This is a genomic window from Pseudomonas sp. 13B_3.2_Bac1 (assembly GCF_025466205.1).
In the GTDB taxonomy this organism is placed as follows: Bacteria; Pseudomonadota; Gammaproteobacteria; order Pseudomonadales; family Pseudomonadaceae; genus Aquipseudomonas; species Aquipseudomonas fluorescens_H.
In genome coordinates this window covers 1-20,655 of record NZ_JANLOG010000097.1, presented here as the reverse complement: position 1 = coordinate 20,655, position 20,655 = coordinate 1, and the positions used below count along the sequence as shown (strand labels likewise).

General features: G+C 58.0%; 22 protein-coding genes. 14 read left to right on the top strand and 8 right to left on the bottom strand.

Annotated elements, in window-relative coordinates:
* Positions 1-346: 346 nt before the first annotated feature.
* Positions 347-634 carry a hypothetical protein gene (locus NTD85_RS15475; RefSeq protein ID WP_151101590.1) on the top strand — a complete coding sequence of 96 codons (288 nt, stop codon included), beginning with the start codon at positions 347-349 and terminating at the stop codon, positions 632-634.
* A gap of 168 nt (positions 635-802) precedes the next feature.
* Here the strand turns inward: NTD85_RS15475 and NTD85_RS15470 are convergent, their stop codons facing one another.
* Positions 803-1,243 carry a GNAT family N-acetyltransferase gene (locus NTD85_RS15470; protein WP_262142590.1) on the bottom strand — a complete coding sequence of 147 codons (441 nt, stop codon included), beginning with the start codon at positions 1,241-1,243 and terminating at the stop codon, positions 803-805.
* 315 nt (positions 1,244-1,558) lie between these two features.
* Between NTD85_RS15470 and NTD85_RS15465 the strand changes: the two genes are divergently transcribed.
* The 6 genes from NTD85_RS15465 to NTD85_RS15440 all read left to right on the top strand — a co-directional run bounded on the left by NTD85_RS15465 (position 1,559) and on the right by NTD85_RS15440 (position 8,588).
* Positions 1,559-2,188 (top strand): LysE family translocator, encoded by a 630-nt coding sequence (locus tag NTD85_RS15465; RefSeq protein WP_262142589.1) that lies wholly within the window; start codon positions 1,559-1,561, stop codon positions 2,186-2,188.
* Positions 2,189-2,552: 364 nt separating this feature from the next.
* Positions 2,553-4,007 carry a DUF1254 domain-containing protein gene (locus NTD85_RS15460; RefSeq protein ID WP_262142588.1) on the top strand — a complete coding sequence of 485 codons (1,455 nt, stop codon included), beginning with the start codon at positions 2,553-2,555 and terminating at the stop codon, positions 4,005-4,007.
* Positions 4,008-4,041: 34 nt separating this feature from the next.
* The gene (locus NTD85_RS15455; protein WP_262142587.1) at positions 4,042-5,535 is read left to right on the top strand and encodes a DUF1254 domain-containing protein; all 1,494 of its coding nucleotides are present in this window, start codon (positions 4,042-4,044) and stop codon (positions 5,533-5,535) included.
* A gap of 139 nt (positions 5,536-5,674) precedes the next feature.
* On the top strand, positions 5,675-6,466 hold the full coding sequence (locus NTD85_RS15450; protein WP_262142586.1) for a hypothetical protein: 792 nt from the start codon (positions 5,675-5,677) through the stop codon (positions 6,464-6,466).
* A gap of 150 nt (positions 6,467-6,616) precedes the next feature.
* Entirely contained in the window at positions 6,617-7,522 is a 906-nt protein-coding gene (locus NTD85_RS15445; RefSeq protein ID WP_008087599.1) for a transporter, read from the top strand.
* Between the two features lie 16 nt (positions 7,523-7,538).
* Positions 7,539-8,588, top strand: coding sequence for a hypothetical protein (locus NTD85_RS15440; protein ID WP_262142585.1), 1,050 nt, complete (start codon positions 7,539-7,541; stop codon positions 8,586-8,588).
* A 165-nt stretch (positions 8,589-8,753) separates the two neighbouring features.
* Here NTD85_RS15440 and NTD85_RS15435 read toward each other — a convergent pair whose 3' ends face one another.
* The 3 genes from NTD85_RS15435 to NTD85_RS15425 all read right to left on the bottom strand — a co-directional run bounded on the left by NTD85_RS15435 (position 8,754) and on the right by NTD85_RS15425 (position 11,438).
* Positions 8,754-9,860 carry a DNA alkylation repair protein gene (locus NTD85_RS15435; RefSeq protein WP_262142584.1) on the bottom strand — a complete coding sequence of 369 codons (1,107 nt, stop codon included), beginning with the start codon at positions 9,858-9,860 and terminating at the stop codon, positions 8,754-8,756.
* Between the two features lie 2 nt (positions 9,861-9,862).
* Entirely contained in the window at positions 9,863-10,468 is a 606-nt protein-coding gene (locus NTD85_RS15430) for a glutathione S-transferase (protein WP_134786682.1), read from the bottom strand.
* A 61-nt stretch (positions 10,469-10,529) separates the two neighbouring features.
* Entirely contained in the window at positions 10,530-11,438 is a 909-nt protein-coding gene (locus NTD85_RS15425) for a MurR/RpiR family transcriptional regulator (protein WP_045122516.1), read from the bottom strand.
* Positions 11,439-12,009: 571 nt separating this feature from the next.
* Here NTD85_RS15425 and NTD85_RS15420 point away from each other — a divergent pair.
* The 3 genes from NTD85_RS15420 (at position 12,010) to NTD85_RS15410 (ending at position 14,557) form a co-directional block, all read left to right on the top strand.
* A complete protein-coding gene (locus tag NTD85_RS15420) occupies positions 12,010-12,414 on the top strand; it encodes a TraR/DksA family transcriptional regulator (RefSeq protein WP_003225981.1) in 405 nt (134 codons plus the stop codon).
* Positions 12,415-12,639: 225 nt separating this feature from the next.
* On the top strand, positions 12,640-14,244 hold the full coding sequence (locus tag NTD85_RS15415) for a methyl-accepting chemotaxis protein (protein WP_262142583.1): 1,605 nt from the start codon (positions 12,640-12,642) through the stop codon (positions 14,242-14,244).
* Between the two features lie 112 nt (positions 14,245-14,356).
* Positions 14,357-14,557, top strand: coding sequence for a hypothetical protein (locus tag NTD85_RS15410; protein WP_253150195.1), 201 nt, complete (start codon positions 14,357-14,359; stop codon positions 14,555-14,557).
* A 6-nt stretch (positions 14,558-14,563) separates the two neighbouring features.
* Here the strand turns inward: NTD85_RS15410 and NTD85_RS15405 are convergent, their stop codons facing one another.
* Together NTD85_RS15405 and NTD85_RS15400 are read right to left on the bottom strand one after the other, a co-directional pair.
* A complete protein-coding gene (locus tag NTD85_RS15405) occupies positions 14,564-14,800 on the bottom strand; it encodes a DUF2789 family protein (RefSeq protein WP_003225976.1) in 237 nt (78 codons plus the stop codon).
* Positions 14,801-14,846: 46 nt separating this feature from the next.
* Entirely contained in the window at positions 14,847-15,122 is a 276-nt protein-coding gene (locus tag NTD85_RS15400; protein ID WP_103520069.1) for a hypothetical protein, read from the bottom strand.
* 402 nt (positions 15,123-15,524) lie between these two features.
* On the opposite strand from NTD85_RS15400, the gene NTD85_RS15395 reads away from it, so the two are divergent.
* From NTD85_RS15395 to NTD85_RS15385, 3 genes are all read left to right on the top strand, one after another.
* On the top strand, positions 15,525-15,995 hold the full coding sequence (locus NTD85_RS15395) for a hypothetical protein (RefSeq protein ID WP_003225973.1): 471 nt from the start codon (positions 15,525-15,527) through the stop codon (positions 15,993-15,995).
* Positions 15,996-16,003: 8 nt separating this feature from the next.
* Positions 16,004-16,201 (top strand): hypothetical protein, encoded by a 198-nt coding sequence (locus NTD85_RS15390; protein ID WP_103484200.1) that lies wholly within the window; start codon positions 16,004-16,006, stop codon positions 16,199-16,201.
* Positions 16,202-16,329: 128 nt separating this feature from the next.
* Positions 16,330-17,346, top strand: a complete 1,017-nt coding sequence (locus NTD85_RS15385; RefSeq protein WP_003225969.1) for an ABC transporter substrate-binding protein — start codon at positions 16,330-16,332, stop codon at positions 17,344-17,346.
* Between the two features lie 97 nt (positions 17,347-17,443).
* Here the strand turns inward: NTD85_RS15385 and NTD85_RS15380 are convergent, their stop codons facing one another.
* Positions 17,444-19,615, bottom strand: coding sequence for a TonB-dependent receptor (locus NTD85_RS15380; RefSeq protein WP_262142582.1), 2,172 nt, complete (start codon positions 19,613-19,615; stop codon positions 17,444-17,446).
* 92 nt (positions 19,616-19,707) lie between these two features.
* Positions 19,708-20,097: a DUF2946 domain-containing protein gene (locus NTD85_RS15375; protein ID WP_262142581.1), complete on the bottom strand. Its 390-nt coding sequence runs from the start codon at positions 20,095-20,097 to the stop codon at positions 19,708-19,710.
* 94 nt (positions 20,098-20,191) lie between these two features.
* Between NTD85_RS15375 and NTD85_RS15370 the strand changes: the two genes are divergently transcribed.
* Positions 20,192-20,632 carry a DUF3995 domain-containing protein gene (locus tag NTD85_RS15370; protein ID WP_003225962.1) on the top strand — a complete coding sequence of 147 codons (441 nt, stop codon included), beginning with the start codon at positions 20,192-20,194 and terminating at the stop codon, positions 20,630-20,632.
* Positions 20,633-20,655 lie beyond the last annotated feature (23 nt).

Genomic DNA, 20,655 nt, shown 5'->3' with positions numbered 1-20,655 from the left:
GAGGCCTCTTTGCGAGCAAAAAATTGCCCGATGCTTATTCTGCGGAGGGCAGTTGAGGACTTGGCGTGCGCGTCAATGCATGCACTGTTTTAGGGAGTGGCACTGACGCACGGTGATTAGCGAGCTGAATTTTCAGATTCTGAACTGCATTAGTACGACTTCTGACTGACCGCTATGTGGCCGGAAGCCGCCGTACCTGGCCTACCGTTTTCAGCCAAAAGCTGTACTTGCACAGGCTAGTGGCAAAACAGTAATTTTTGCGATAAGGCCGACGGAAAATGGCCGCCAGCGGGTCATTCAATGGGGATTTCACCTATGCCCACTTCTCTAACCTTTAGGTAACACAATGAAGTCGTATCGCAAGTTGATTTCAGCAATAGAGGCGTTTGATCGCTGGGAGCAGCCATGGGAGTTTTATGAGTCGATATCATCTGCACCATCACTCGACACAAATGACCTCGAACAACTGCGGCGTGCCTGGGGTACTGCAATAGAGAGAGAAGGTTGGCTTGCGAGCAAGGACTTTGCCGATGGCTGTTCGCTTGCAGATGCTCGTCTTGCGTCGGGATTCCCATGGCTATCGAACAAAGCACGACAGCAGCTTGTCAACGGCGCTTCCTACCAATGGCTGTAACGCTTAACAGCTCGCCGAAGGCTGGATCAACATTGGTACATCTTGTTCAACAGTCCATTATCTGAATGATAGCCAAGGTAGGTTCAAGCCCTTCGCTACGAGGCAACAACTGGCAGAGATCGGCCAAAAGCAGGCTTGAGACGGCTCATACATCTTGAAAGCCCTAAGTCAGCAATCGCGATCCGGTTTTAAGTCTTTCAAAAGCGTGTGGCGATTCCAAGGTCCGCAGTACTGAGGAAGATGTGCGACAAGTCGGTAGCCGCACCTCTTGTACCAGTGCGCCACGCTGTCATCGAGGGTCTCAATGAGCGCTTCATGGCATCCATGCTCCAGAGCAAGTGCTTCAAGCCGGTGCAATAGCTCGGTTCCGATGCCTTTCCCACGCCATGGAGCATCTACCCATAGGTAACTGATAAAAAGACGGCCAAACTCAGTTCGACCTGTGACACCGCCAACTAAGGTCTCATCATCCATCAGCGTGCAGGCTATGGGATCGGCATTTCCGCCATGTCCGCGCGACAAGTTCTGCCCGTGTTGTATGACGCCATCAGATACAGCACGCAGATCCTTCTCGTGAATGCTGCCGGTTGTACGCCACTCCTTGCTCATTTCATTCCCTTATGTCGCGTTGAAACAGAGTGACATGCAAGTCGAGTGCCGTTTCTAGCGCCTTGGCCTGGCTGCTATAACCACTTGCGGAAGGTCACAAACGGCAAATGGTTATAGCAGTACGTCATGAGGGGCTGCTTCCGGCCAAAAGCAGTCACTCGGCCAGTTACTAAGGGACACCTCCTCTCACAGCTCGGTCGAACGTTGGTAATTTCTGCGTCTGACTGTAGTGGCAAATTCAATGCTTACTGTATCTGCTTCTGCTGAAGTAGCGCCGGTTACCATTATTTCTCCCCTTGGAGGAAGTATTGCCTCATGCCGGACGTCGCTAACTTATACCTGTTCATCGGTGCTGCCTTGCTGTTGCTGATAGTGCCCGGCCCTAATATGGCCATCGTTACCAGCCATGCAGTAGCACACGGCTGGCGCGCTGGGCTCGCCGCTGCTCTGGGAATAACTTTGGCCGATGTACTGATGACTGTTGCCGTGAGCACGGGCCTCGGTGCGTTGGTAATGAGTTGGGCTCCAGCGTTTGACTTCCTGCGGTGGGCAGGAGCTTGTTATCTGATGTGGTTGGCATGGCAGGCATTGAAGTCACGCCCAACAGACACTGGTTCTCACGCCACCTTGGCATCAAAAGAGAAGATATTTCTCCAAGCGACATTCAATAGCCTATTAAATCCAAAGGCGCTGCTGTTCTTCATGGTCTTTCTGCCGCAGTTCGTAACCAAAAGTGGTAGTAGCGTAACCACGCAATTGATGTTTTTAGGATTGCTGCTCGCATTAATCGCCTTGATCTTCCATTTCCTGCTTGGACTGTGTGCCGGACGACTGCATGGTCGCCTCCGTGACGGCCTGATCGATAGACGCCTCGGGGCCTACTGCTTCGCTGCGGTGATGGCTTCACTGGCGGCGCGGTTGTTACTGCTCAGCCGACCGAGTTAAAGATCTGCCGGAATGGCTCCGCCTGGCACGTAATCGCTTGTACGTTGCACCGTCTGATAACGGTGCAACGCCCTTCATCATTACTGCCTGATCAAATCACTCAGCCTTCAGGTTTGGTCGAAAAACACCTGCATTGGCTTTTACCCCGCCAGATTCCCAAGTGATTTTGTTCCGGTGCGATCGGAATCACCTTCCCCTAATTACTTGAGGGGTAGCTGAGAAGTGGTTATCAGAAATGGAAATAGAATCGTAATTTTTCATACCTTTTCTGGCCGATCTCGTTTCCTCTGCTAGTTTTTCTAATGTTCAATTTATTGTCAGAAGATTCGCTACCAGAAAAAGCATCCAGCAAGGAAGCCTCCGTATGAACAAAACGCCCTTATTCGTCAGTGGATTATTCGCGACTGCAGTGTTGCTCGGCGCGGTGGCTGTGCAGGCGCAGACCTCGCCGGCGGTGCAGGTGCCTGGCCCCGAAGCCGATGTGAAGGTGACCGAAACTTACGTACGGATGATGGCGCGTGAGGCGTATTTCTGGGGTTGGCCGATGGCCAATATTTTCAACCGGCGGCAGAAGTTCAAGGATTTGCCGGAGCCGGGACTGATGGGCGGAATCGTGCCCGTAGCGCCGATCAATCATCTGTCGATGCTCACCGATTACATTTCACCGGGGGAACGCCTGGTGGCCTGTCCGAACCAGGATGTGGTCTACGGTGCGGGCAGCATTGCGCTGGATATCGAACCGGTGGTGATTCAGGTCCCGGACTTTGGCGACCGGTTTTGGGTTTATCAGGTGGTGGACCTGCGCTCCGACAGCTTCGCCGAGCTAGGAAAGATGTACGCCACCAAACCGGGCTTCTATCTGTTGGTGGGGCCGGACTGGAACGGCAAGGTGCCTGAGGGCATCACACAGGTCTTTCGTGCAAAGACCAACACCGGTTTCGTGATTCCGCGTGTGTTCCAGGACGATACGGCCGAAGATCGCAAGGCCATCCAGCACTACCTGTCGGGCATCGACATGTACCCGCTGTCCAAATACGACGGCAAACTCAAGCAGCGTGACTGGAGCCAGTCGCCGAAATTCCCCGCCGAGGCGTCGGGTGACGAGGAAACGCGTTGGGTGCTCCCGGAAAAGTTCTTCGATGAGCTGCCGGCGATTCTCAAGGACGCCAAACCGCTGCCGGGAGAAGAGGCGCGCTATGCGCAATTGGCGGTGCTGGCACAAATCGCCCAGCGCGATCCCGAGCTGAAAAAAGCCATGATCGACGAGGCGCAAAAGTCTGATGCAGACGTGGTCAAGCCGTTGTTGCAGTTCCGCAACTACGGGAAGCAATTGCCCAATCACTGGAGCACCATCGATAACGGCGCAGCGTTTGGCACTGATTACTTCCTGCGCACGGCGGTTGCCCGGTCAAACATCTTCGTCAACAAACAGATCGAGACCAAGTACTTCTATCAGGATCTGGACGAGTCCGGCGTCCGACTCAACGGTGCCCAGCGCTACAGCGTGACCTTCCCCAAAGGCGCGCTGCCGCCGGTCAAGGGTTTCTGGTCGCTGACGCTGTACAACCAGCAGCATTTCTTCGCCGAAAACTCGTTGGGCCGCTATTCCCTCGGCACCAAGAACAAGTCGCTCAAGACCAACGCCGATGGCTCGCTGACGCTCTACGTGCAGAGCGATTCGCCGGGCGCCGACAAGGAAAGTAACTGGCTCCCGGCACCGAAGGGCGCGGACTTCTCGCTCTACGTTCGCGCCTACTGGCCGGAGGCGGCCGCGATGAATGGCCAGTGGACGCCACCGGCGGTGGTCAAGGTCAACTGAACCGATTTCCCAACTGCGTTCATAAGGACAGCCCATGAACCGTTTGCGCACTTCACTGACGGCCCTGGCCGTAAGCCTTTCTCTAAGCGGCCTGGCCGATGCCGCGTCGCGCTATGAAGAGCTCGCCAATCAACCTTTTGAAAAGGGTTTCCCCACTGAAGCGACGGCACGCAGCCTGATCGATGAGCTGGTGTTCCAGCGCGCCGTGCAGTCGTATCTGTGGGCTCTGCCGGCGATCAATATCTGGTCGATGAAGGAAGCGTCGGAGAAGCAGTTCGGCGCGGGCTACAACATCCTGCCGACCTGGAAAAAACGCATCAACGCCAAGACCCTGGTGACCACGCCAAACTCTGATCTGGTCTACGCCATGAGCTATCTGGATCTGGCGAAGTACGGCCCGCTGGTGGTCGAAGCACCGCCCGGCGTGCAGGGCATGTTCGATGATTTCTTTCAGCGCCCGATTGTCGGGCCGACCATCGACGGCAGAACCTGGCGCGGTGACGTTGGCCTGGCGGGTCCCGACAAAGGCAAGGGCGGCAACTATGTGCTGCTCCCGCCTGATTACAAAGGGCCGGAGCCGACCGAGGGATTCGTCTATCGCTCGCGCACCAACAACGTGTTCCTGTTCTGGCGCACCTTTTTCAAGGATCCGAAAGACCTCAGCGTGCCGGTAGCCGAAGTCGAGCGTACGAAGATTTATCCGCTGGGCAAGAAGGACTCGGCGCTGCCGATGCAATTCCCCGACGCCACCGGCGCACCGATCAACATGCTGTTCCCCGAAGACGGTCGCTACTTCGACATGCTCTCGCGTTTCATCGACGCCGAAGCCATCGATCCGGCGGACATGGACATGCGCGGCTTCCTGCACACCCTGGGCATCGAGAAGGGCAAGCCCTTTGCCCCGGATGCCGAACGACGCAAGCTGCTGGATGACGCCGCGCGTACCGCGTTCAAGATGAGCAAGGTGGTGACCAGTCACTTGCTGTACAAAGAGCCGGGCGGTCTGTACTACAAGGATCGCCAATACGTGAACACGTTTGCCGGAGAGAATACCGAGTTTCAATCCAGCGGCAGTTTCACCAATCTTGAACAACGTGTGGCGTTCTTCACCTCGGCCTATTCCGACAGCCCCGGCATGGTAATGAACATGGTCGGTGCCGGCGCCAAGTATCCCGCGACAACCCGCGACGCCGAGGGCAAGTTCCTCGACGGCGCCCAGACCTACAAGCTCAACCTCCCGGCCAATGTCCCGGCGGCGTTGTTCTGGTCGGTCACCGCCTACGACAACCTGACCGCGTCAGGTCTGGACAACGGCCAGCCGTTCCCGTCCCTCAATCAGATGGATAAACCGGCGCAGAACAGTGACGGCTCAACCGACATCTACTTCGGCCCAACATCGCCGGGCGAGGGTAAAAACTGGATCAAGACTGTACCGGAGAAGGGTTTCCTGGTGATCGTGCGGCTGTATGGGCCGAAACAGGCGTTTTTTGACCAGAGCTGGAAGCCAAGTGATCTGATCAAACAATAGAAATATGCTCGCGTTACCTGGTGATCAACGAAGGGTAACGCGAGCAGCTCGGTGGTCTGAGTGTACTGAAATCAATCACAGGCCTGTAATCGTCAGCGCAGAGTTGATTGTTATCAGCTGTGTTTACCAAGGAAAGATCATGATCAGGCGTCTTCTTGCGCAAGCGACATTGATATCAACGTTGGCTCCGTTTGCTGCAAGCGTACAGGCGGACAATGCGGAGACAGCCAATAAAAGTAACAACCCATTGAATTTGGCACCTGGCCTAAATCTTCAGGATTACTACACGCCCAAGCTCTACGATACCAACGTCCACACTAATGATGCGTTGCTGCGCGGTGCACTGCCTATGGCTGCGAATGACTTCATAGGCGTGCCACAACTCTTGCGATTCACACTACCTGTCAGCACGCGGCCAGATCCGCACAACGGCTACAGCACTGGCATCGGCGACCTTAACGTGTTCGATATTTTCCTGCTCAAGACTGAAGGAGTGCAGTTGGGTATTGGTCCCCAGATCACTGCGCCAACAGCCGAACAGGACGAATTGGGTACAGGCAAATGGCAGGCTGGCCTATCCGCCATTGCGATCGACTCTTCGCCTCGCGGCTTGCTGGGTGCGCTCGTCCAATACCAGAGTTCGTTCGCCGGGGATCATGATCGCCCACACGTAGAGTCCGCCACGTTCCAGCCTTTCATCATCCACAACCTGGAAAAGGGCTGGTATTTGCGCTCTACGGGAACCTGGACCTTCGATTTGAAGAACGACACCCATTACATTCCAGTGGGGTTGGGCTTGGGCAAAGCGTGGAAATCGGGGAGTAACATTCTCAATGCTTTCGTTGAGCCGCAGTGGACTGTCGAGCGTAAAGGCGATGGCCTCCCGCAGTTCACACTGTTCGCGGGTATCAACGTCACTTTCGGAAAGTAACAATACTTGCCCGAACTGAATCGCCGGTTTAAGGCCTGTTGCCACCGCTGACAGCCACAGCAAGAAATTGCCAATGTCGAATGAACATTACGGCGCTGCTGCCTGCACATCCTGGATCAAGTGCCGGGTCGCCTTCATACGGAGCTAGACATGGGTTCACTTTCAAGACTAGGCAGTTACTGCGCAGTCACCTTGGGGCTGACCCCCATGCTCGGTTTCGCCGACAACGCGCGGGACTGGCAAAACCTGCCAACTGATTTGAACATGGTGTTCGGATATTACAATCGGATCGACACCAACACCCCGATCGATACTTCGTTGCCCATTGATGGTTTGTCACTCAATGCCGATCTGTATATCGCCCGTTATGCTCGCTCGTTTGCCGTCGACGGGCGCAATAGTGCGATCCAGATTCTGCAGCCCTACGCCGATATTTCTGCATCGTTCGATAATGCACAGTTCTTCGACGGTACCAAACATAACGGCGGTATGGCTGATACCCAGGTCGTGCTGGTGCACAACCTGTTCGGTGGCCCGGCCCTGACCAAGGAGGAGTTCGCCAATTGGACTCCGGAGACCTTCCTTACCGGCGCCTTGTGGATCACCGCGCCTACTGGGGATTACGACAAGGACCGAATCATCAATATCGGTTCCAACCGTTGGGCGTTTAAACCGGAAATCGCCTTCGGTACGCCCATTGGCCCGACCTGGCTTGAATTCAACACCTACGTGTCGATGTACGGTGACAACAACGACTACCACGGCGATGGCAAGCTCGAGCAAAAGCCGCTGTATGCCATCGAAACCCATTACAGTTACACCATCAACCGTGCGCTGTGGGCCTCTTTGGACGCCACCTACAACCGTGGCGGTGAAACCAGAATCAATGGTGACTGGCAGGACAACAAACAGGAAAACGGCCTGTTCGGCGCCAGCGTCGGCTTCATGTTATCGCCGCAGTTTGGGGGATTGATCGCTTACTCGGATACCGTGTCGGAACGTACCGGCTCCCCGGATGTGAATACTTGGACCCTGCGCCTTCAGTACGCCTGGTGAAGTGGAGTACAAATCGATGCAATCGATAAGGATTCGATCAAGTTTGACACTCTGTGGGGCCGTGCTCAGTGGCTTGGCATGTGCCGCCAGCCCTCTGCCGAAACTGGGTTCCCCGTCAGTTGAAGGTGCCAAGGTCGATCCGGAAAGATGCCACCAGCTACAACAGGACTTCGACATTGACCTGAAAGAAGTGGTCAAGGCAGGCTGCGAACCTTCCACCGAACAGATATCCAGACTGATGGACAACCCGGTGGGCAACCTTGTCCTGCTGTTCAACCAGTACGATTACACCGCCCTCAAAGGTCCGCACAGCAACGGCACACGGATGCTCGGCAAATACAGTTTCATGCCGACCTTTCCGATCTCCCTTGGCGAAGACTGGAACCTGATCAACCGTCTGCCGATCAGCTACGTCAGCGCCCCGGTCAACCGCAAGGCCGGTAACCTGATAGGCATGGGCCCTAACGAGATTCTGCACGATCGCAGTGACTTCACTTCGGTCGTGCAGGACCCGTTCGACCGCACCAGCGGTTTCGGTGACCTTGCCTATGTCGGCGTGTTCTCGCCCAAGGAGCCGATCCGCTTTGCTGGGGGTGGCAAGATGGTCTGGGGTTTCGGCCCGACCGCGATGTTCCCGACCGCCGAAGAAGATGTGCTCGGCACGGGCAAATACTCGCTGGGCCCGGCGTTCGTCGCCGCGTACCTCGGCCCGGACTGGACACTTGGCGTGTTCCCGCAGCACTGGTGGTCGGTTGGGGGTGATAGCAAGCGCAAGGACGTCAGCCTAACCAATGTGCAGTACTTCATTCAGCGGGCGATTCCGGGGCCAGAACAGTGGCGCATCGGCATGACCCCCAATGTCACGGTCAACTGGAAGGCCGAGGGCGGCAACAAAGTCACGTTTCCCGTCGGTATTGGCGCTGGGCGAATTTTTAATTTCGGCAAGTTGCCGGTAAGGATTTCCGGGGAAATTCAGTACTCGGCGATTCATCCGGATGACCTGATCAGCAGCCGCTGGAATTTCCGGCTGTCGTTCATTCCCGTCATACCCACATTCATGTTTTAAGTATTTCCCTCGAACGTAGGCGTATCTGGATTATTTGCTTGGGATTGCCGTCAGCTTTTGGAATACATGGGAGTTTGCGAGCGTCTGCTTTTGGCCGAAAGCAGCCCCATCCGTAATTCCCTATCAGTCCAAGTCCCGCCAGATCAACGGAATCTATTACCGGTATCAATCAGCAACGATCTCAAACGCACCACTCCCCCAAACCTCCCCATTAACCATAACCCTAACCCCATGCCGTCCCACAAAATGCCTCCGCGTCGTAAAATCCTTAATCACCTGCCGCCTCCCCACAACCACTTCCCCAAACCCGGCCAACACCACCGTCTTCAACTTGAAAACCTTCCCCGAAACCCCGCCATTCGCTTTCACATAGTCAATCGCATAATCAATCACCAACCGCTGCTCACGCGCCACCGTCGACTTCACCGTAAACGACAACGTAATCGCCTCACCCAACCTCACCACCGCCGGCTCAACCCGCACATCCAGCAACTCAACCTCTGCCTTGGCCCCCGCACCAATCACCGTCAGCGCGCGCAGATCGCCCTGTTTGATCAAGCTGCGCAGCGCATGTTTGGCAATCCACGCCGTGTGTTTGTTCTCCAGTGGCCAGCCTTCAATCGTGTCCAGCACCCATTCCGGATGTTCTTTGGTCACGTCATTCAGATGGTTCGCCACGGATTTGCGCACGTACAGACTCTCTTCGGCTTTCAACCGATCGAGGATGCCGGCGGTCAGTTGCGGGTTGGCTTGCACGGCTTCCAGGCGGAATGACCAGGGCAGGCGGGGGCGGGTGCCTTCGCTGGCGAGGCGGCGGATGTGGTGGTTTTCGTCTTGGGTCCAGTCGTGCATGAGTTCCAGCGAGCGTTCGAGGTCGCTGCGCAGGAAGTGGCGGATGGCGAATTCGGAGGAGCCGAAGGTCGTGAAGTATTTCAGTGCTTGCATCGAGGTATCGAAGGCGTGGCTGCCGTAGCTGGCGACGTAGTGCGGCAGGCACATGCTGACGAATCCGCTGTTGAGGCGGGGGGCGAGTTTGCGCAGGACTTCGAGGGAATCTTCGTAGTCCAGTGGCAGCACGGCGTGCAGGCTTTCGCTGACGCGGGCCATGCGTTGCATCACCGACAATTCCGCCAGCCCTTGGTTGGCGTGCTTGAGAAACGCCTTGGCCTTGAACGCCGGGTACACGGCGCTCATTTCGCTGGCGATGTGTTGCAGGCGTTCGGCGTTGAAGATTTCCTTTAACGCCGGGGCGGCGGTGTCGGTGGTGCTCATGGTCAGGTCATCGGGGTGCTGACGAACGCTTCGAGGGTTTCGGCGTAGGCGGTGTATTGGGCGATGTGCGGGTAGCGGCGGGTGTCGATCTGGTCGGGGACGACGAGGTCGGTGAAGCTCCAGGCGACGGCGAGGCTGATGCCGGCCTGGGTGAGGGTGCCGTCGGTGGGCAGGCCGGTTTTTTCCAGTTCCTGTTCGAGGGCGGTGAACGCGGCGGCGAGTTGGCCTTCGACGCGTTCGACCCACGGTTGGTATTGAATATCGGCCGGGCGCAGATTGCGTTCGTAGTAGAGCTGCACGGCTTTTTCGCAGGCGGCGAGGCTGAGGCCGATCAGGCGCAGGGCGTGGGCGCGTTGTTTGAGGTCGGTCGGCAGCAGGCTTTTGCCGCTGGCAGCTTCGAGGTAGTCGAGGATGAGGGTGGAGTCCATCAGGACCACGCCGTCATCGAGGATCAGTGTGGGCGCCTTGACCACCGGGTTGATCTGCTGGAATTGCTCGAAGTGGCGGAACACTGAGACCGATTCATGTTCGAGGTCGATGCCTAAGCGTTTGGCGGAGATCGCCACGCGGCGCACGTAAGGGGAGTCCAGCATGCCGATCAGTTTCATGACGCGTTCCTTCAAGTCGAACCGGTGGGAAGGCATAACCTAGCCGAGCCTGAGGCAAATGTCAGTCGTCAAAACCGGCTTGTTCGTGAATCTCATCCACATTCAATTCCAACCGATACGCCACCGCCACAAACAGCGCCTGACACAAACACAAGGTCGCACTCAGCGAACGGAACGCTAGTGCGCTGCCCTCATTCACCAGCAACAGGCTGTTGGCGTTTTTAGCCAAAGGCGAGAGCTGGCTGTCGGTGAGGATCAGGGTGTTGGCCTGTTGCTGGCGGGCGTAGCGCAGGCAGTGTTGGGTTTCCTTGGCGTAGGGGGTGAAGCTGATGGCGATGACCAAATCACCGCTACGCACGCTACGCATCTGCTCGCGATAGCTGCCGCCCAGCCCGGAAACCAGGTGAATTCGTTTGTGAGTGTGTTGCAAGTTGTAAACGAGGTAGTCGGCGACGGCGAAGGAGCGGCGCACGCCGACCACATAGATGTTGTCGGCGTTGACGATCAGGTCGACGGCTTTCTCGAACGCGACGTCGTCGAGTTCGTGGCCCAGGCGTTCGATGCCGGAGCGGGTGGCGTCGATGCATTCGCGGGCGAGGTCGCCGTCGCTGGCTGGCTGCGACTGGTTGGCGATCATGCTGCGGATGCGTTGCTGGTAGTTCTGCACTGGCGAGGCTTTATGGGTGTAGGCGCTGCGGAACAGCGCCTGCATTTGGCTGAAGCCGCTGAAGCCGAAGCGCTGCGAGAAGCGCACGATGGCGGACGGATGCACTTCGCATTCCCGCGCAATGTCGCTGATGCGATCGACCATGATCCGGTCGCTTTGCTGGCTCATGTAGGTGGCGATGCGCTTGAGTTGGCGCGGCAGGGTGTCGTATTCGTCGGTGATCAGTTGCAGCAGACGCTCGGCATTGATCGGGGGGCTGGCGAGGGGGCGCTCGTCGTTGGCCGGCAGATCGGGGCGGGGCATAAGTTATCCTTCGGGCTGATCAAATCACACTGTGGCGAGGGAGCTTGCTCCCGCTGGACTGCGAAGCAGGCCCACTGCTTTTTAAAGTTGAAGAGCAAGGGCCGCTTCGCGCCCCAGCGGGACGGTGCGACGATTCGACGAGCTCCCTCGCCACAGTTATTTGCGGTGTGCCTGATGATAGGCGGGGTGCGGACAGTTGGCAGGGGAGATTTTCGGCGCCTGCGCAGCTGAAACGATGCACTGCGCGGGCGGCATGGCTGAAAAAAATGCGACCAACTGCCGCTCGGTTAGCCGTTTGTCTTCTATATACAGCCGCTCGACTGAATTTCTTGCTATAAACGCACTCCGATGACCGCCACGAAGCCTGTGTCAGAGCTGTTTACGGCTGTTGTCGGACAAATTCCCGGTATTTAGAGTTGCTGAGGCCTCAAACGGGCCTTAGACTGCCGCCCCTTCGTAAATTGAGTGCCGGGTGGCGTTTGCAATAAACGATGCCTTTTCGTCGACCGGACACGGTTCGCCGGAACGCTCCCTATTTCGCCTTAATGCACGTTTTTTTATAGAGATATCAATGACAAAGGACAAGTTGCTGGCGATGCCGGCAGATGACTACATGAATGCCGAGCAACACGCTTTCTTCACTGAGCTGTTGCAGAACATGAAAGTCGAAACCCACGAGCGCATTGAGCAAAACCGTATCGCCATCGAAAGCCTGGACACTCCGGCCGACCCGGCGGACGCGGCTTCGGTTGAAGAAGAGCGCACTTGGCTGGTGAACGCGATCGATCGCGACCAGCGCATGCTGCCGCAACTGGAACAAGCCCTTGAGCGCATCAAGGAAGACAGCTTTGGCTGGTGCGACGACAGCGGCGAGGCCATCGGCCTGAAACGTCTGCTGATCAGCCCGACCACCAAGTACTGCATCGAAGCTCAAGAGCGTCACGAGCAGATCGACAAGCACCAGCGTCAGGCCTGATTCCATGGCTGCCCCCTGAATGGGGGGCGCCTGCAAAAGATCGTAGCCTTCGGCAGCTCCTACACGAGCTGACGGGGCTGCGATCTTTGCATTTGTTCGTCTGCGATATTTCGCGCGCCGTTCCTTTGACCTGCTGCAGACCCCACGACTAACGGACCATGGATAATGGCGTTCTAGTGGCGTTTAATGCAGTCACAACAATGAGAACAAGCGTGGGGTGTTGATATGACGAGAGATGGATCTCTGGTTGGGGCTTTGCCCGCACCAGTGCTGTTGCCGAAAAACCGCTGGATCGCTCCGACCCTGCAAAGCATCGCCCTGATGCTGTTGCTCGCCGGCATGACGCTGGGTGGATGGTCGCTGTACATCGGCATGCCGCTGGCGATGCTGATTGTCTGGCTGCCGCGCCTGCGCTCGCGTGCCGTCGCCGATGTTGTGCCTGCCGAGACCGGTAGCGCGATTTCCGAACTCACCCGCGATCTTTCCCACACCACCAGTCATAACGCGCTGTCAGCCGCCGGCGTGGCGTTTTCCGTCAAGCAACTGGCGAGCAAACTGGAATCGCAACTCGACGCGGCGGCGCAGATTGTCAGCAACGCCGAAGTGATGATCGCCACCGAACACGCCACCTCACAGCTCAGCCGTGAAGCGCTGGAGGCTGCCAGCGAAGCGCATCACAGCAGCGCAGCCGGGCGCACCGAACTGGTGGATTCGATTGCGCGTATGCATCAACTCAGTCAGCGCGCCAATGCCAGCCGTGAGTTGATCGGGGCCCTGAGTCTGCGCAGCGATGACATTCAACGCGTAACCCTGGTGATTCAATCCATCGCCAGCCAGACCAATCTGCTGGCGTTGAACGCGGCGATCGAAGCGGCGCGGGCTGGCGAGCATGGTCGTGGTTTCGCAGTGGTGGCGGATGAGGTGCGTGGTCTGGCGGCCCGGACGGCCTCGGCGACCGGCGAAGTCGGGGAGATGGTCGCCGATATTCAGCAACGCACGGCGCAAGTGGTGGAGCAGATCCGCGAGCTGTCCAGCGATCTGCAGACCGGTGTCGAACAAGTTGAAAACACCGGCCAGCATTTGGAAAACATCGCGCGGCTGGCGGCCGGGGTGGAAACCCAGGTCGGTGAAATCGCCCGTGGCGCAGAAACCAACCGTGAGCAACTAGACAGTCTGTTCAAGGCCATTGAGCAGATGCGCAGTGATCTGGCGATCAGCGATCAACAGACCCGGCGCCTGGCCGAGGCCGCCGTACAGATGGAAGGCCAGGCGGAAACCATCAGCGAGCGTCTGGCCGAAGTTGGTCTGGATGACTATCACCAGCGCGTCTATGACCTGGCGCGTGAGGGCGCGAGTCAGATTGCGGCGCGGTTCGAGGCGGACGTCGATCAGGGGCGGATCAGCCTCGATGATCTGTTCGACCGTCAGTATCAGCCGATTCCCGGCCCGCAACCGGCGAAGTTTCAGACTCGTTTTGATCGCTATACCGATCAGGTGCTGCCGGCGATTCAGGAGCCGTTGCTGCCACGCCACGAGGGCTTGGTGTTCGCCATCGCCTGCACGCAGCAGGGTTATGTGCCGACGCACAACCTGGCGTTCAGTCAGCCGTTGACTGGCGACGCGCAGGTGGACGCGGTGGGCAGCCGCACTAAACGCAAGTTCACTGATCGCACCGGGATTCGCTGCGGCAGCCATCAACAAGCGGTGTTGCTGCAGACTTACACCCGCGATACCGGGGAGCTGATGCATGACCTGTCGGTGCCGATCATGGTCAAGGGGCGGCATTGGGGCGGTCTGCGCCTGGGATATAAGCCGGAGAGTCCGCGCTGATCGATTGTTACCGCTCGTGCAATGAATCTGTGCACGGGCGTTGCTGTTTCCTCTGCGACGAAGTCACTAACATTGCTATTAGTTAGGTAGCTAATGAAGTCGAGAGGTCAGTATGTGCAGAGTCGATGTCGCAGTGATGATTGGCAGTGGTGTGCCCGCCGGATTGCGCGCGATGGGCCGCAGCGTCTGCTGGGTGGTGTTGCTCAACGGTGAGCGGCGTGGCACCGCGTTCGCCAGTCGCGACGAGGCGGAGGAGTGCAGGGCTGCCTGGCTCGCGCAACTGATGGCCGAGCCTGGCGACAGCCTGCACTGACATGTATTAACGGCCGTCGTGCAGGCGTACGTTCAATTCATCGACCATCACCGCTTCTTCGCCGTCGGCGCGCAGCCATTCCTTCAGAAGCTGCGCCTGTTGCGGCGTCCAGAAGTCGGCATCGATCAACTTGGTGTTGGCGTCCAGCGGATGCGCTTCGATGAAATCGTCGATTGCTCCGTCTTCCGATGGCAGGCCCAGTTGGTCGAACAGGGTTTTCAGATCATATGCTGGCAGTTCCATCGTGTACTCCTTTTGCGTGTGCCGGAATGGCGCTGTCGCTTGCTCTTTATCTGAGGCAGCCGTTGGACAAGAGTTCGATTCGTGATTCAAGCGAGCGGGCGAGGGCGCACGCTTCGTTATGGTCTTCGCGGAAACCTCTTACACGTCCGGTAGACGATTCCTTGATATGAAAGAACGCGTTACCCGCCGGTACTACCTGAAATCGCGGCGCGTAAGCGCTTTGTGCGTAGGGTGCAAGGTCCGGTAAGTCAGCGCCTTGCAGCACGAAAGGTTGATCGATGCCGGGGTTGGAAGGCTGGGCAAAGTGAGTCAGAGTGCACATATGAAGTCCTTTTCATGGGGTAGCCGACGGTTACAGGTCGGTTTGGGTAGTCGGAAGGAGCATCGCTGCTCTAGAATCGCCAGTGCCTGTTGGCGACAGGTGTCTATCTAAAGCAATTTTTTACCGGTGATATGTCGGAAAAAGGCTTTTTTTCGTCAGCTTTTTCCCTAAAGTTTGTAGTCCGTCTTCACTACGCTTAAGTGAGGACTTTTCCTTCAAGGCCTGGCGAACGTCGAGCCAAGTTTCTCGCGTGACTTTCCAGTAGTCTTGCGAACTCGCGATGAATGGGCGTTCTGCTTGTTTCAGGTTTACTGAAGTCATTCGGTAACAGCATCGGCCTGGCCGTTTTTTTTGCCGTGCGCGTTTTGGTGCAGGGTACTTTTCAGATGTGGGGATGTTTCTTTGGCAGTCAGTAATCTCGATATGCATGCTTTGTTCGTGTTGGGTGATTTGCGTGCAAAGCTGGTCAAGCAGTTTCAATCGCGTTTTGTTTACATCACCGAACAGAACGCCGAAGGCATTTATGTGGCCGAGATCGACACCGAAAGTGCGTTGGTAGTCGATGACAAACCGGGGCTCAAGCTCAAGGTCGGCGATCATTTCAGCGCGGCCGTTCTGCCCAGCCGTGAAGGCGGCAAGATGGATATTCGCTTTCGCGAAATCAAACTGACGGTGTATGGCCTGGGCGACTATGCCTTTGTCGATACCGCGGACGGTCACGCGATCCTGTTCAAGGAAGGCCATAGCGTGGTGACGGTGTTTGCCGCGCATCAGCAATTGCAGGAAGGCCTGACCAAGACCCTGAAAGCCGTGACCGGTAAAGCGGCGAAGTGGCGCAAGGGCGAACTGATCACGTTCAAGGCCAGCGAGTGAGCGTTGGTGTGAGTCGTGCCGACTTCCATTCGCAGAACCTCGATCGCGCGCGTGAAGAGGCCTTGCGGCTGTTTCACGCCAAAGCCGAGTTGCAGGGCGCGTGGCTGAACTGGGTGGCAGCGCAGATCTACACCTTGCGGCCTGCGGAATACGCCAGCATGGTCAGACGCGAGCTGCAAAGCTTGCAGGAAAAGTCTGAAACGTAACCTCGTCGGGAACCAGTCCCGGAAAAAGCAGGAACCTCGGCTACAGTCAGTTGACTGAGTATTCAGAGGCTTGCGGTCTTCTGCCAGGCCATCCTGCTATTGCTGAGAACAGCGCGAGGTGCAAAAGCATGAAAGGATTTCGACGGTTACTGGCCGCCAGCGTGGTCTCGTTCGGTGTGCTGGCATTGGCGCAACCGGTAACGGCGGCGCAGACGCCCATCCATTTTGCCGACCTGAACTGGGAAAGCGGCAGCCTGATCACCGATGTTCTGCGGATCATCGTCGAGAAGGGCTATGGCCTGCCGACCGATACGCTGCCGGGCACCACCATCACCCTGGAAACCGCCCTGGCCAACAATGACATTCAGGTCATTGGCGAAGAGTGGGCCGGGCGCAGTCCGGTGTGGGTCAAGGCCGAAGCCGAGGGCAAGGTCGCCAGCCTGGGGGATACGGTCAAGGGTGCCACTGAAGGCTGGTGGGTGCCGGAATACGTGATCAAGGGCGATCCGGCCAAGGGCATCAAGCCCATGGCCCCGGACTTGCGCAGTGTCAATGACCTGAAGAAATACAAGGACGTGTTCGCTGATCCCGAGAACCCGAGCAAAGGGCGTTTCCTAAACAGCCCGATTGGCTGGACCTCGGAAGTGGTGAACAAGCAGAAGCTGACCGCTTACGGCCTGCAGGATGACTACACCAATTTCCGCAGCGGATCGGGTGCGGCGCTGGACGCCGAAATCACCTCATCGATTCGTCGAGGCAAACCGGTGCTGTTCTATTACTGGTCGCCAACGCCGCTGCTGGGCAAATTCAAACTGGTGCAGCTGGAGGAGCCGCCGTTCGATGCCGAGGCGTGGAAGACGTTGACCGATGCCGACAACCCCAATCCGAAACCGACCCGTTCGCTGGCGTCGAAGCTGTCGATCGGGGTCTCTGCACCGTTCCAGAAAGAGTATCCGCAGATTGCGGCTTTCTTCAGCAAGGTGGATTTACCTATCGAGCCGCTGAACAAGGCGCTGGCCGAGATGAGCGAGAAGCACACCGCGCCACGCCAGGCGGCGGAAGCGTTCATGAAGGCGCATCCGGAGGTGTGGCAGGCGTGGGTGCCGAAGGATGTGGCGGAGAAGGTGGCGGCTGATCTGAAGTAGATGATGAGTCCGCTGGCCTCTTCGCGAGCAAGCCCGCTCCCACAGGAGGACGCGTTCCAATTGTGGGAGCGGGCTTGCTCGCGAAGCTTTTACGCTTTTAAAACTTCGTCTGCACCGCCAATTCAAAGGTGCGCGGCGTACCCAGATAGTACGCCGGCGAAACATGCGCAAACTCGGCATACACCTCATTGGTCAGGTTACGCACCCGACCGGTGACGGTGGTGTGCGAGTCGACCCTGTAGCTGAGGAAACTGCCGAACAGCGTGTACGACGGCACGGTCATGGTGTTCGCCGTATCCGCATACACCGAGGCCACATACCGTGCATCGACCCCACCTTGCCATTGCGGCGAAAAATCATAAGTCAGCCATAGATTGCCGACCCGATCCGGAACGTTGGTCGGCGTGTTGCCCTTGCGCGACACCACTACGCCGGCGGCATTCTTTTCGGTGAAGTCGTCGTACTGCGCATCGACCCAGGCGAAGTTGCCTTCGGCCAACAGCTTGTCGGTGATCCGCAGGGAACTGGCGATCTCGATGCCTTTCGAGGTTTGCTGACCCACCGGGATGCTGCTGGTCGGGTCCAGCGGATCGGTCACGGCGAAGTCTTTGCGCTCGATGGTGTACGCGGCCACCGTCGCCGAGCCACGGCCATTCAGGTAGTCGAACTTGCTGCCGATTTCCCACTGTTTGCCCGTTGAAACATCGAAGTCTTGAGTACCGTTCGGCTGCTCGGCGGCGGTGCTGTATTGCACGTAGACGTTGGCGGACGGGATGAATTGGTAGGTCAGGCCGACGCGCCCGGTGACCGGCTCCCAACTGCGTTTGAGCTGCTTCGGATTGGCGGCCGTCACGGTGCGATGGTTGGTCACGTCGAGGTCGATGTCGTCGTAACGCAGGCCGCTGAGCAGCGCCAGTTTATCGGTCAGTGCCAGACGGTTTTCCACGAACAACGCTTTGGTGGTGACCTCGTTGGTCTTGTCGCTGATCAGTGCCGGGTTGGTGCCGGGAATGTCGTAGAAATGCCCCGGACGGTAGTTGTTCGGATCGACCGTGCTCGCGCCTTTGATATTCAGCGGAGAGTTGGTGGTCTGGTTGACCTTGTACTCGAAACCGCCGGACCAGGTGGTGTCGAGGCCGAACAGGGTGTTGTCGTGGCGCAGTTCGAACTGGTTGCCGTTCTGCTCGCCCTGATGCCGTACTTGATAGGCGGTGGAGCGGTTCACCGCGCTGTTGTCGGCGTTGTACTGATAGGTTTCGAGGTTGCGGTAATCGCGCTGACTGTCGAGGTGATACAGCGTGTTGCGCAGGGTGGTGCTGTCGTTGATCCGGTAGTCGATGATCGAGCGCACCCAGATCGTGCGCTGTTCGTAGCGCCCGTCCTCGACGTTGTAGTTGTTGAAGCGGTTGTGTTTGTCGATCTTCAACTCGCCGGCCTTGGGGTTGAGCACCGGCGTGCCCCAGTAGGGGCTGTTTTCGTGTTCGTCCTGATATTCCAGGGCCAGGGTGTGCGACAGATCCGGCGTGAGGTCGCTGAGCAACGAAAACGCCACGCTCCAGGCATCGCGTTCCTGGCGGTCGATGTAGCCGTTGCTGGTGTTGTGGCTGACATCGAGCCGCGCGTAGTGCTGCACGTCGGCGCTCGGGTCGGTCAGCGCGTGATTGAGGCCGAGCGCGGTTTCGGTGGTGTCGTAACTGCCGTAGCTGACGCGACCTTCAGCGGCTTGTTCGTCGCGAGTTGCCAGTTTGGTCACGTAGTTCAGTGAGCCGCCGACCGAGCCGGCGCCGTTGATCAGTGACGAAGGCCCGCCCACCAGCTCGACCCGATCATAGATCCACGAATCTACCGGCCGGGCGAGGCCACCGGAGACGGTGACGCCATTGAACATCTGGGTGATCTGGCTGCTGGTGAAACCGCGATAGGAGACGAATCCGCCGAAGCCTGGCGGTGCGCTGGCATTGACCCCGGGCAGGGTGTTGGCGGCGTCCTGGAAGTTTTGCGCGCCGTGACGTTCGATGTCGTTGCGGTTGGCGACGGCCACCGAGGCCGGCGTGTCGCGCACGCTCAAGCCGAGGCGCGAGGCCATGCCGCTGGATTGATCGAGGCTCAGGCCCGGTTCGCTGGTGGATTCGCCGTCGATGGTGATCGGCGCCAGGTCCACGGTGGATTCGCCGTCGATGGTGATCGGCGCCAGGTCCACGGTGGATTGCGCCCAGGCGTTAAGGGACAGGCAGCCGCACAGGCTCGCCAGCAGAGGAATATGTTTCATCGTTGAATCCTGAATGCTTGTCTAGGAGTCAGCGCACAGGCGAACGCCGCGCGTTGGCGCAGTGGGCTGAACAATCAAAAGGGCGAAGACACTCAGGCGAGCGGTGGGGCGCGAGGGTTGGCCGAAGGCCAGGTGAAACGGGCAGGGAGGTCGGCGCTGACGATGGGTGCCAGCGGCGGGCTGTGTTGCTCGGGCAGAACCGCGAGGGTCAGGCTGGAGTTGAATGCCGGGCCCATGCCGCCGCCGACCGAGCACAGCGGACAGCCGAACGCCTTGGACAGGGTCGGCAGTTGCTCTTCGGTGGGATTGCTGGCCAGCGGCGCTTGAGTGGCCGGGTCGACCGCACAGAACTGGCCGCCGATACCGTTGAGCTGCATTCCGACCATTTGCCCGTGACCGATGCTGCAGGCGAACACGTTGAACAGGACGCAGCAATAGAGCATCCAGGCCAGCAGTGAGCGATCGGAACGGGTGAATTTCATGGGGCGGCACTTTACCGTACCGCCGATCGGTCGTGCACTTCAAAAAATGCCAACTAGGATGTTTTGTTCAAATCCCTGGAAAGGATTCTCGACCATGACCTTTGTGTTGGCTCAATGGCTGGTGACGATATTTGCAGTGATCGCCCTGGTACATGTGTATTGGGCGTTGGGTGGACAATGGGCGGCGGTGGCGGCGGTACCGCAAGTGCCGGTGCAAGGTCTGGTGGCAACGGTGCGACCGGCGTTCAAACCGTCAGGCTGGATTACCTTGGTGGTGGCGGCAGCATTATTGGCGATTGCCGCGCTGGTGTGCATGCGGGTCGGCTGGGGTATGCCGGCGGTGCACCACAAGGCGTTGCAATGGGTGATCAGTGCGATTGCATTGTTGATGTTTGCCCGGGCGATCGGTGATTCGAATCTGGTGGGGTTTTTCAAAGAGGTGAAGGGTTCGCGGTTTGCCCGGCTGGATACCTGGGTGTATTCGCCGCTTTGTCTGGTGTTGGGGGCGGGGTTGTTGGCGGTGGCCTGGATCTGACCCGGTTCATGGGTTGGCAGTAC

Excerpts from the sequence above, each read along its gene's own strand:
- NTD85_RS15400 (WP_103520069.1), bottom strand. The coding sequence starts at position 15,122 with ATGTGCACTCTGACTCACTTTGCCCAGCCTTCCAACCCCGGCATCGAT.
- NTD85_RS15445 (WP_008087599.1), top strand. The coding sequence starts at position 6,617 with ATGGGTTCACTTTCAAGACTAGGCAGTTACTGCGCAGTCACCTTGGGG.
- NTD85_RS15435 (WP_262142584.1), bottom strand. The coding sequence starts at position 9,860 with ATGAGCACCACCGACACCGCCGCCCCGGCGTTAAAGGAAATCTTCAAC.
- NTD85_RS15370 (WP_003225962.1), top strand. The coding sequence starts at position 20,192 with ATGACCTTTGTGTTGGCTCAATGGCTGGTGACGATATTTGCAGTGATC.
- NTD85_RS15380 (WP_262142582.1), bottom strand. The coding sequence starts at position 19,615 with ATGAAACATATTCCTCTGCTGGCGAGCCTGTGCGGCTGCCTGTCCCTT.
- NTD85_RS15475 (WP_151101590.1), top strand. The coding sequence starts at position 347 with ATGAAGTCGTATCGCAAGTTGATTTCAGCAATAGAGGCGTTTGATCGC.
- NTD85_RS15455 (WP_262142587.1), top strand. The coding sequence starts at position 4,042 with ATGAACCGTTTGCGCACTTCACTGACGGCCCTGGCCGTAAGCCTTTCT.
- NTD85_RS15385 (WP_003225969.1), top strand. The coding sequence starts at position 16,330 with ATGAAAGGATTTCGACGGTTACTGGCCGCCAGCGTGGTCTCGTTCGGT.
- NTD85_RS15415 (WP_262142583.1), top strand. The coding sequence starts at position 12,640 with ATGACGAGAGATGGATCTCTGGTTGGGGCTTTGCCCGCACCAGTGCTG.
- NTD85_RS15410 (WP_253150195.1), top strand. The coding sequence starts at position 14,357 with ATGTGCAGAGTCGATGTCGCAGTGATGATTGGCAGTGGTGTGCCCGCC.
- NTD85_RS15450 (WP_262142586.1), top strand. The coding sequence starts at position 5,675 with ATGATCAGGCGTCTTCTTGCGCAAGCGACATTGATATCAACGTTGGCT.
- NTD85_RS15465 (WP_262142589.1), top strand. The coding sequence starts at position 1,559 with ATGCCGGACGTCGCTAACTTATACCTGTTCATCGGTGCTGCCTTGCTG.
- NTD85_RS15440 (WP_262142585.1), top strand. The coding sequence starts at position 7,539 with ATGCAATCGATAAGGATTCGATCAAGTTTGACACTCTGTGGGGCCGTG.
- NTD85_RS15430 (WP_134786682.1), bottom strand. The coding sequence starts at position 10,468 with ATGAAACTGATCGGCATGCTGGACTCCCCTTACGTGCGCCGCGTGGCG.
- NTD85_RS15375 (WP_262142581.1), bottom strand. The coding sequence starts at position 20,097 with ATGAAATTCACCCGTTCCGATCGCTCACTGCTGGCCTGGATGCTCTAT.
- NTD85_RS15470 (WP_262142590.1), bottom strand. The coding sequence starts at position 1,243 with ATGAGCAAGGAGTGGCGTACAACCGGCAGCATTCACGAGAAGGATCTG.
- NTD85_RS15460 (WP_262142588.1), top strand. The coding sequence starts at position 2,553 with ATGAACAAAACGCCCTTATTCGTCAGTGGATTATTCGCGACTGCAGTG.
- NTD85_RS15425 (WP_045122516.1), bottom strand. The coding sequence starts at position 11,438 with ATGCCCCGCCCCGATCTGCCGGCCAACGACGAGCGCCCCCTCGCCAGC.
- NTD85_RS15420 (WP_003225981.1), top strand. The coding sequence starts at position 12,010 with ATGACAAAGGACAAGTTGCTGGCGATGCCGGCAGATGACTACATGAAT.
- NTD85_RS15405 (WP_003225976.1), bottom strand. The coding sequence starts at position 14,800 with ATGGAACTGCCAGCATATGATCTGAAAACCCTGTTCGACCAACTGGGC.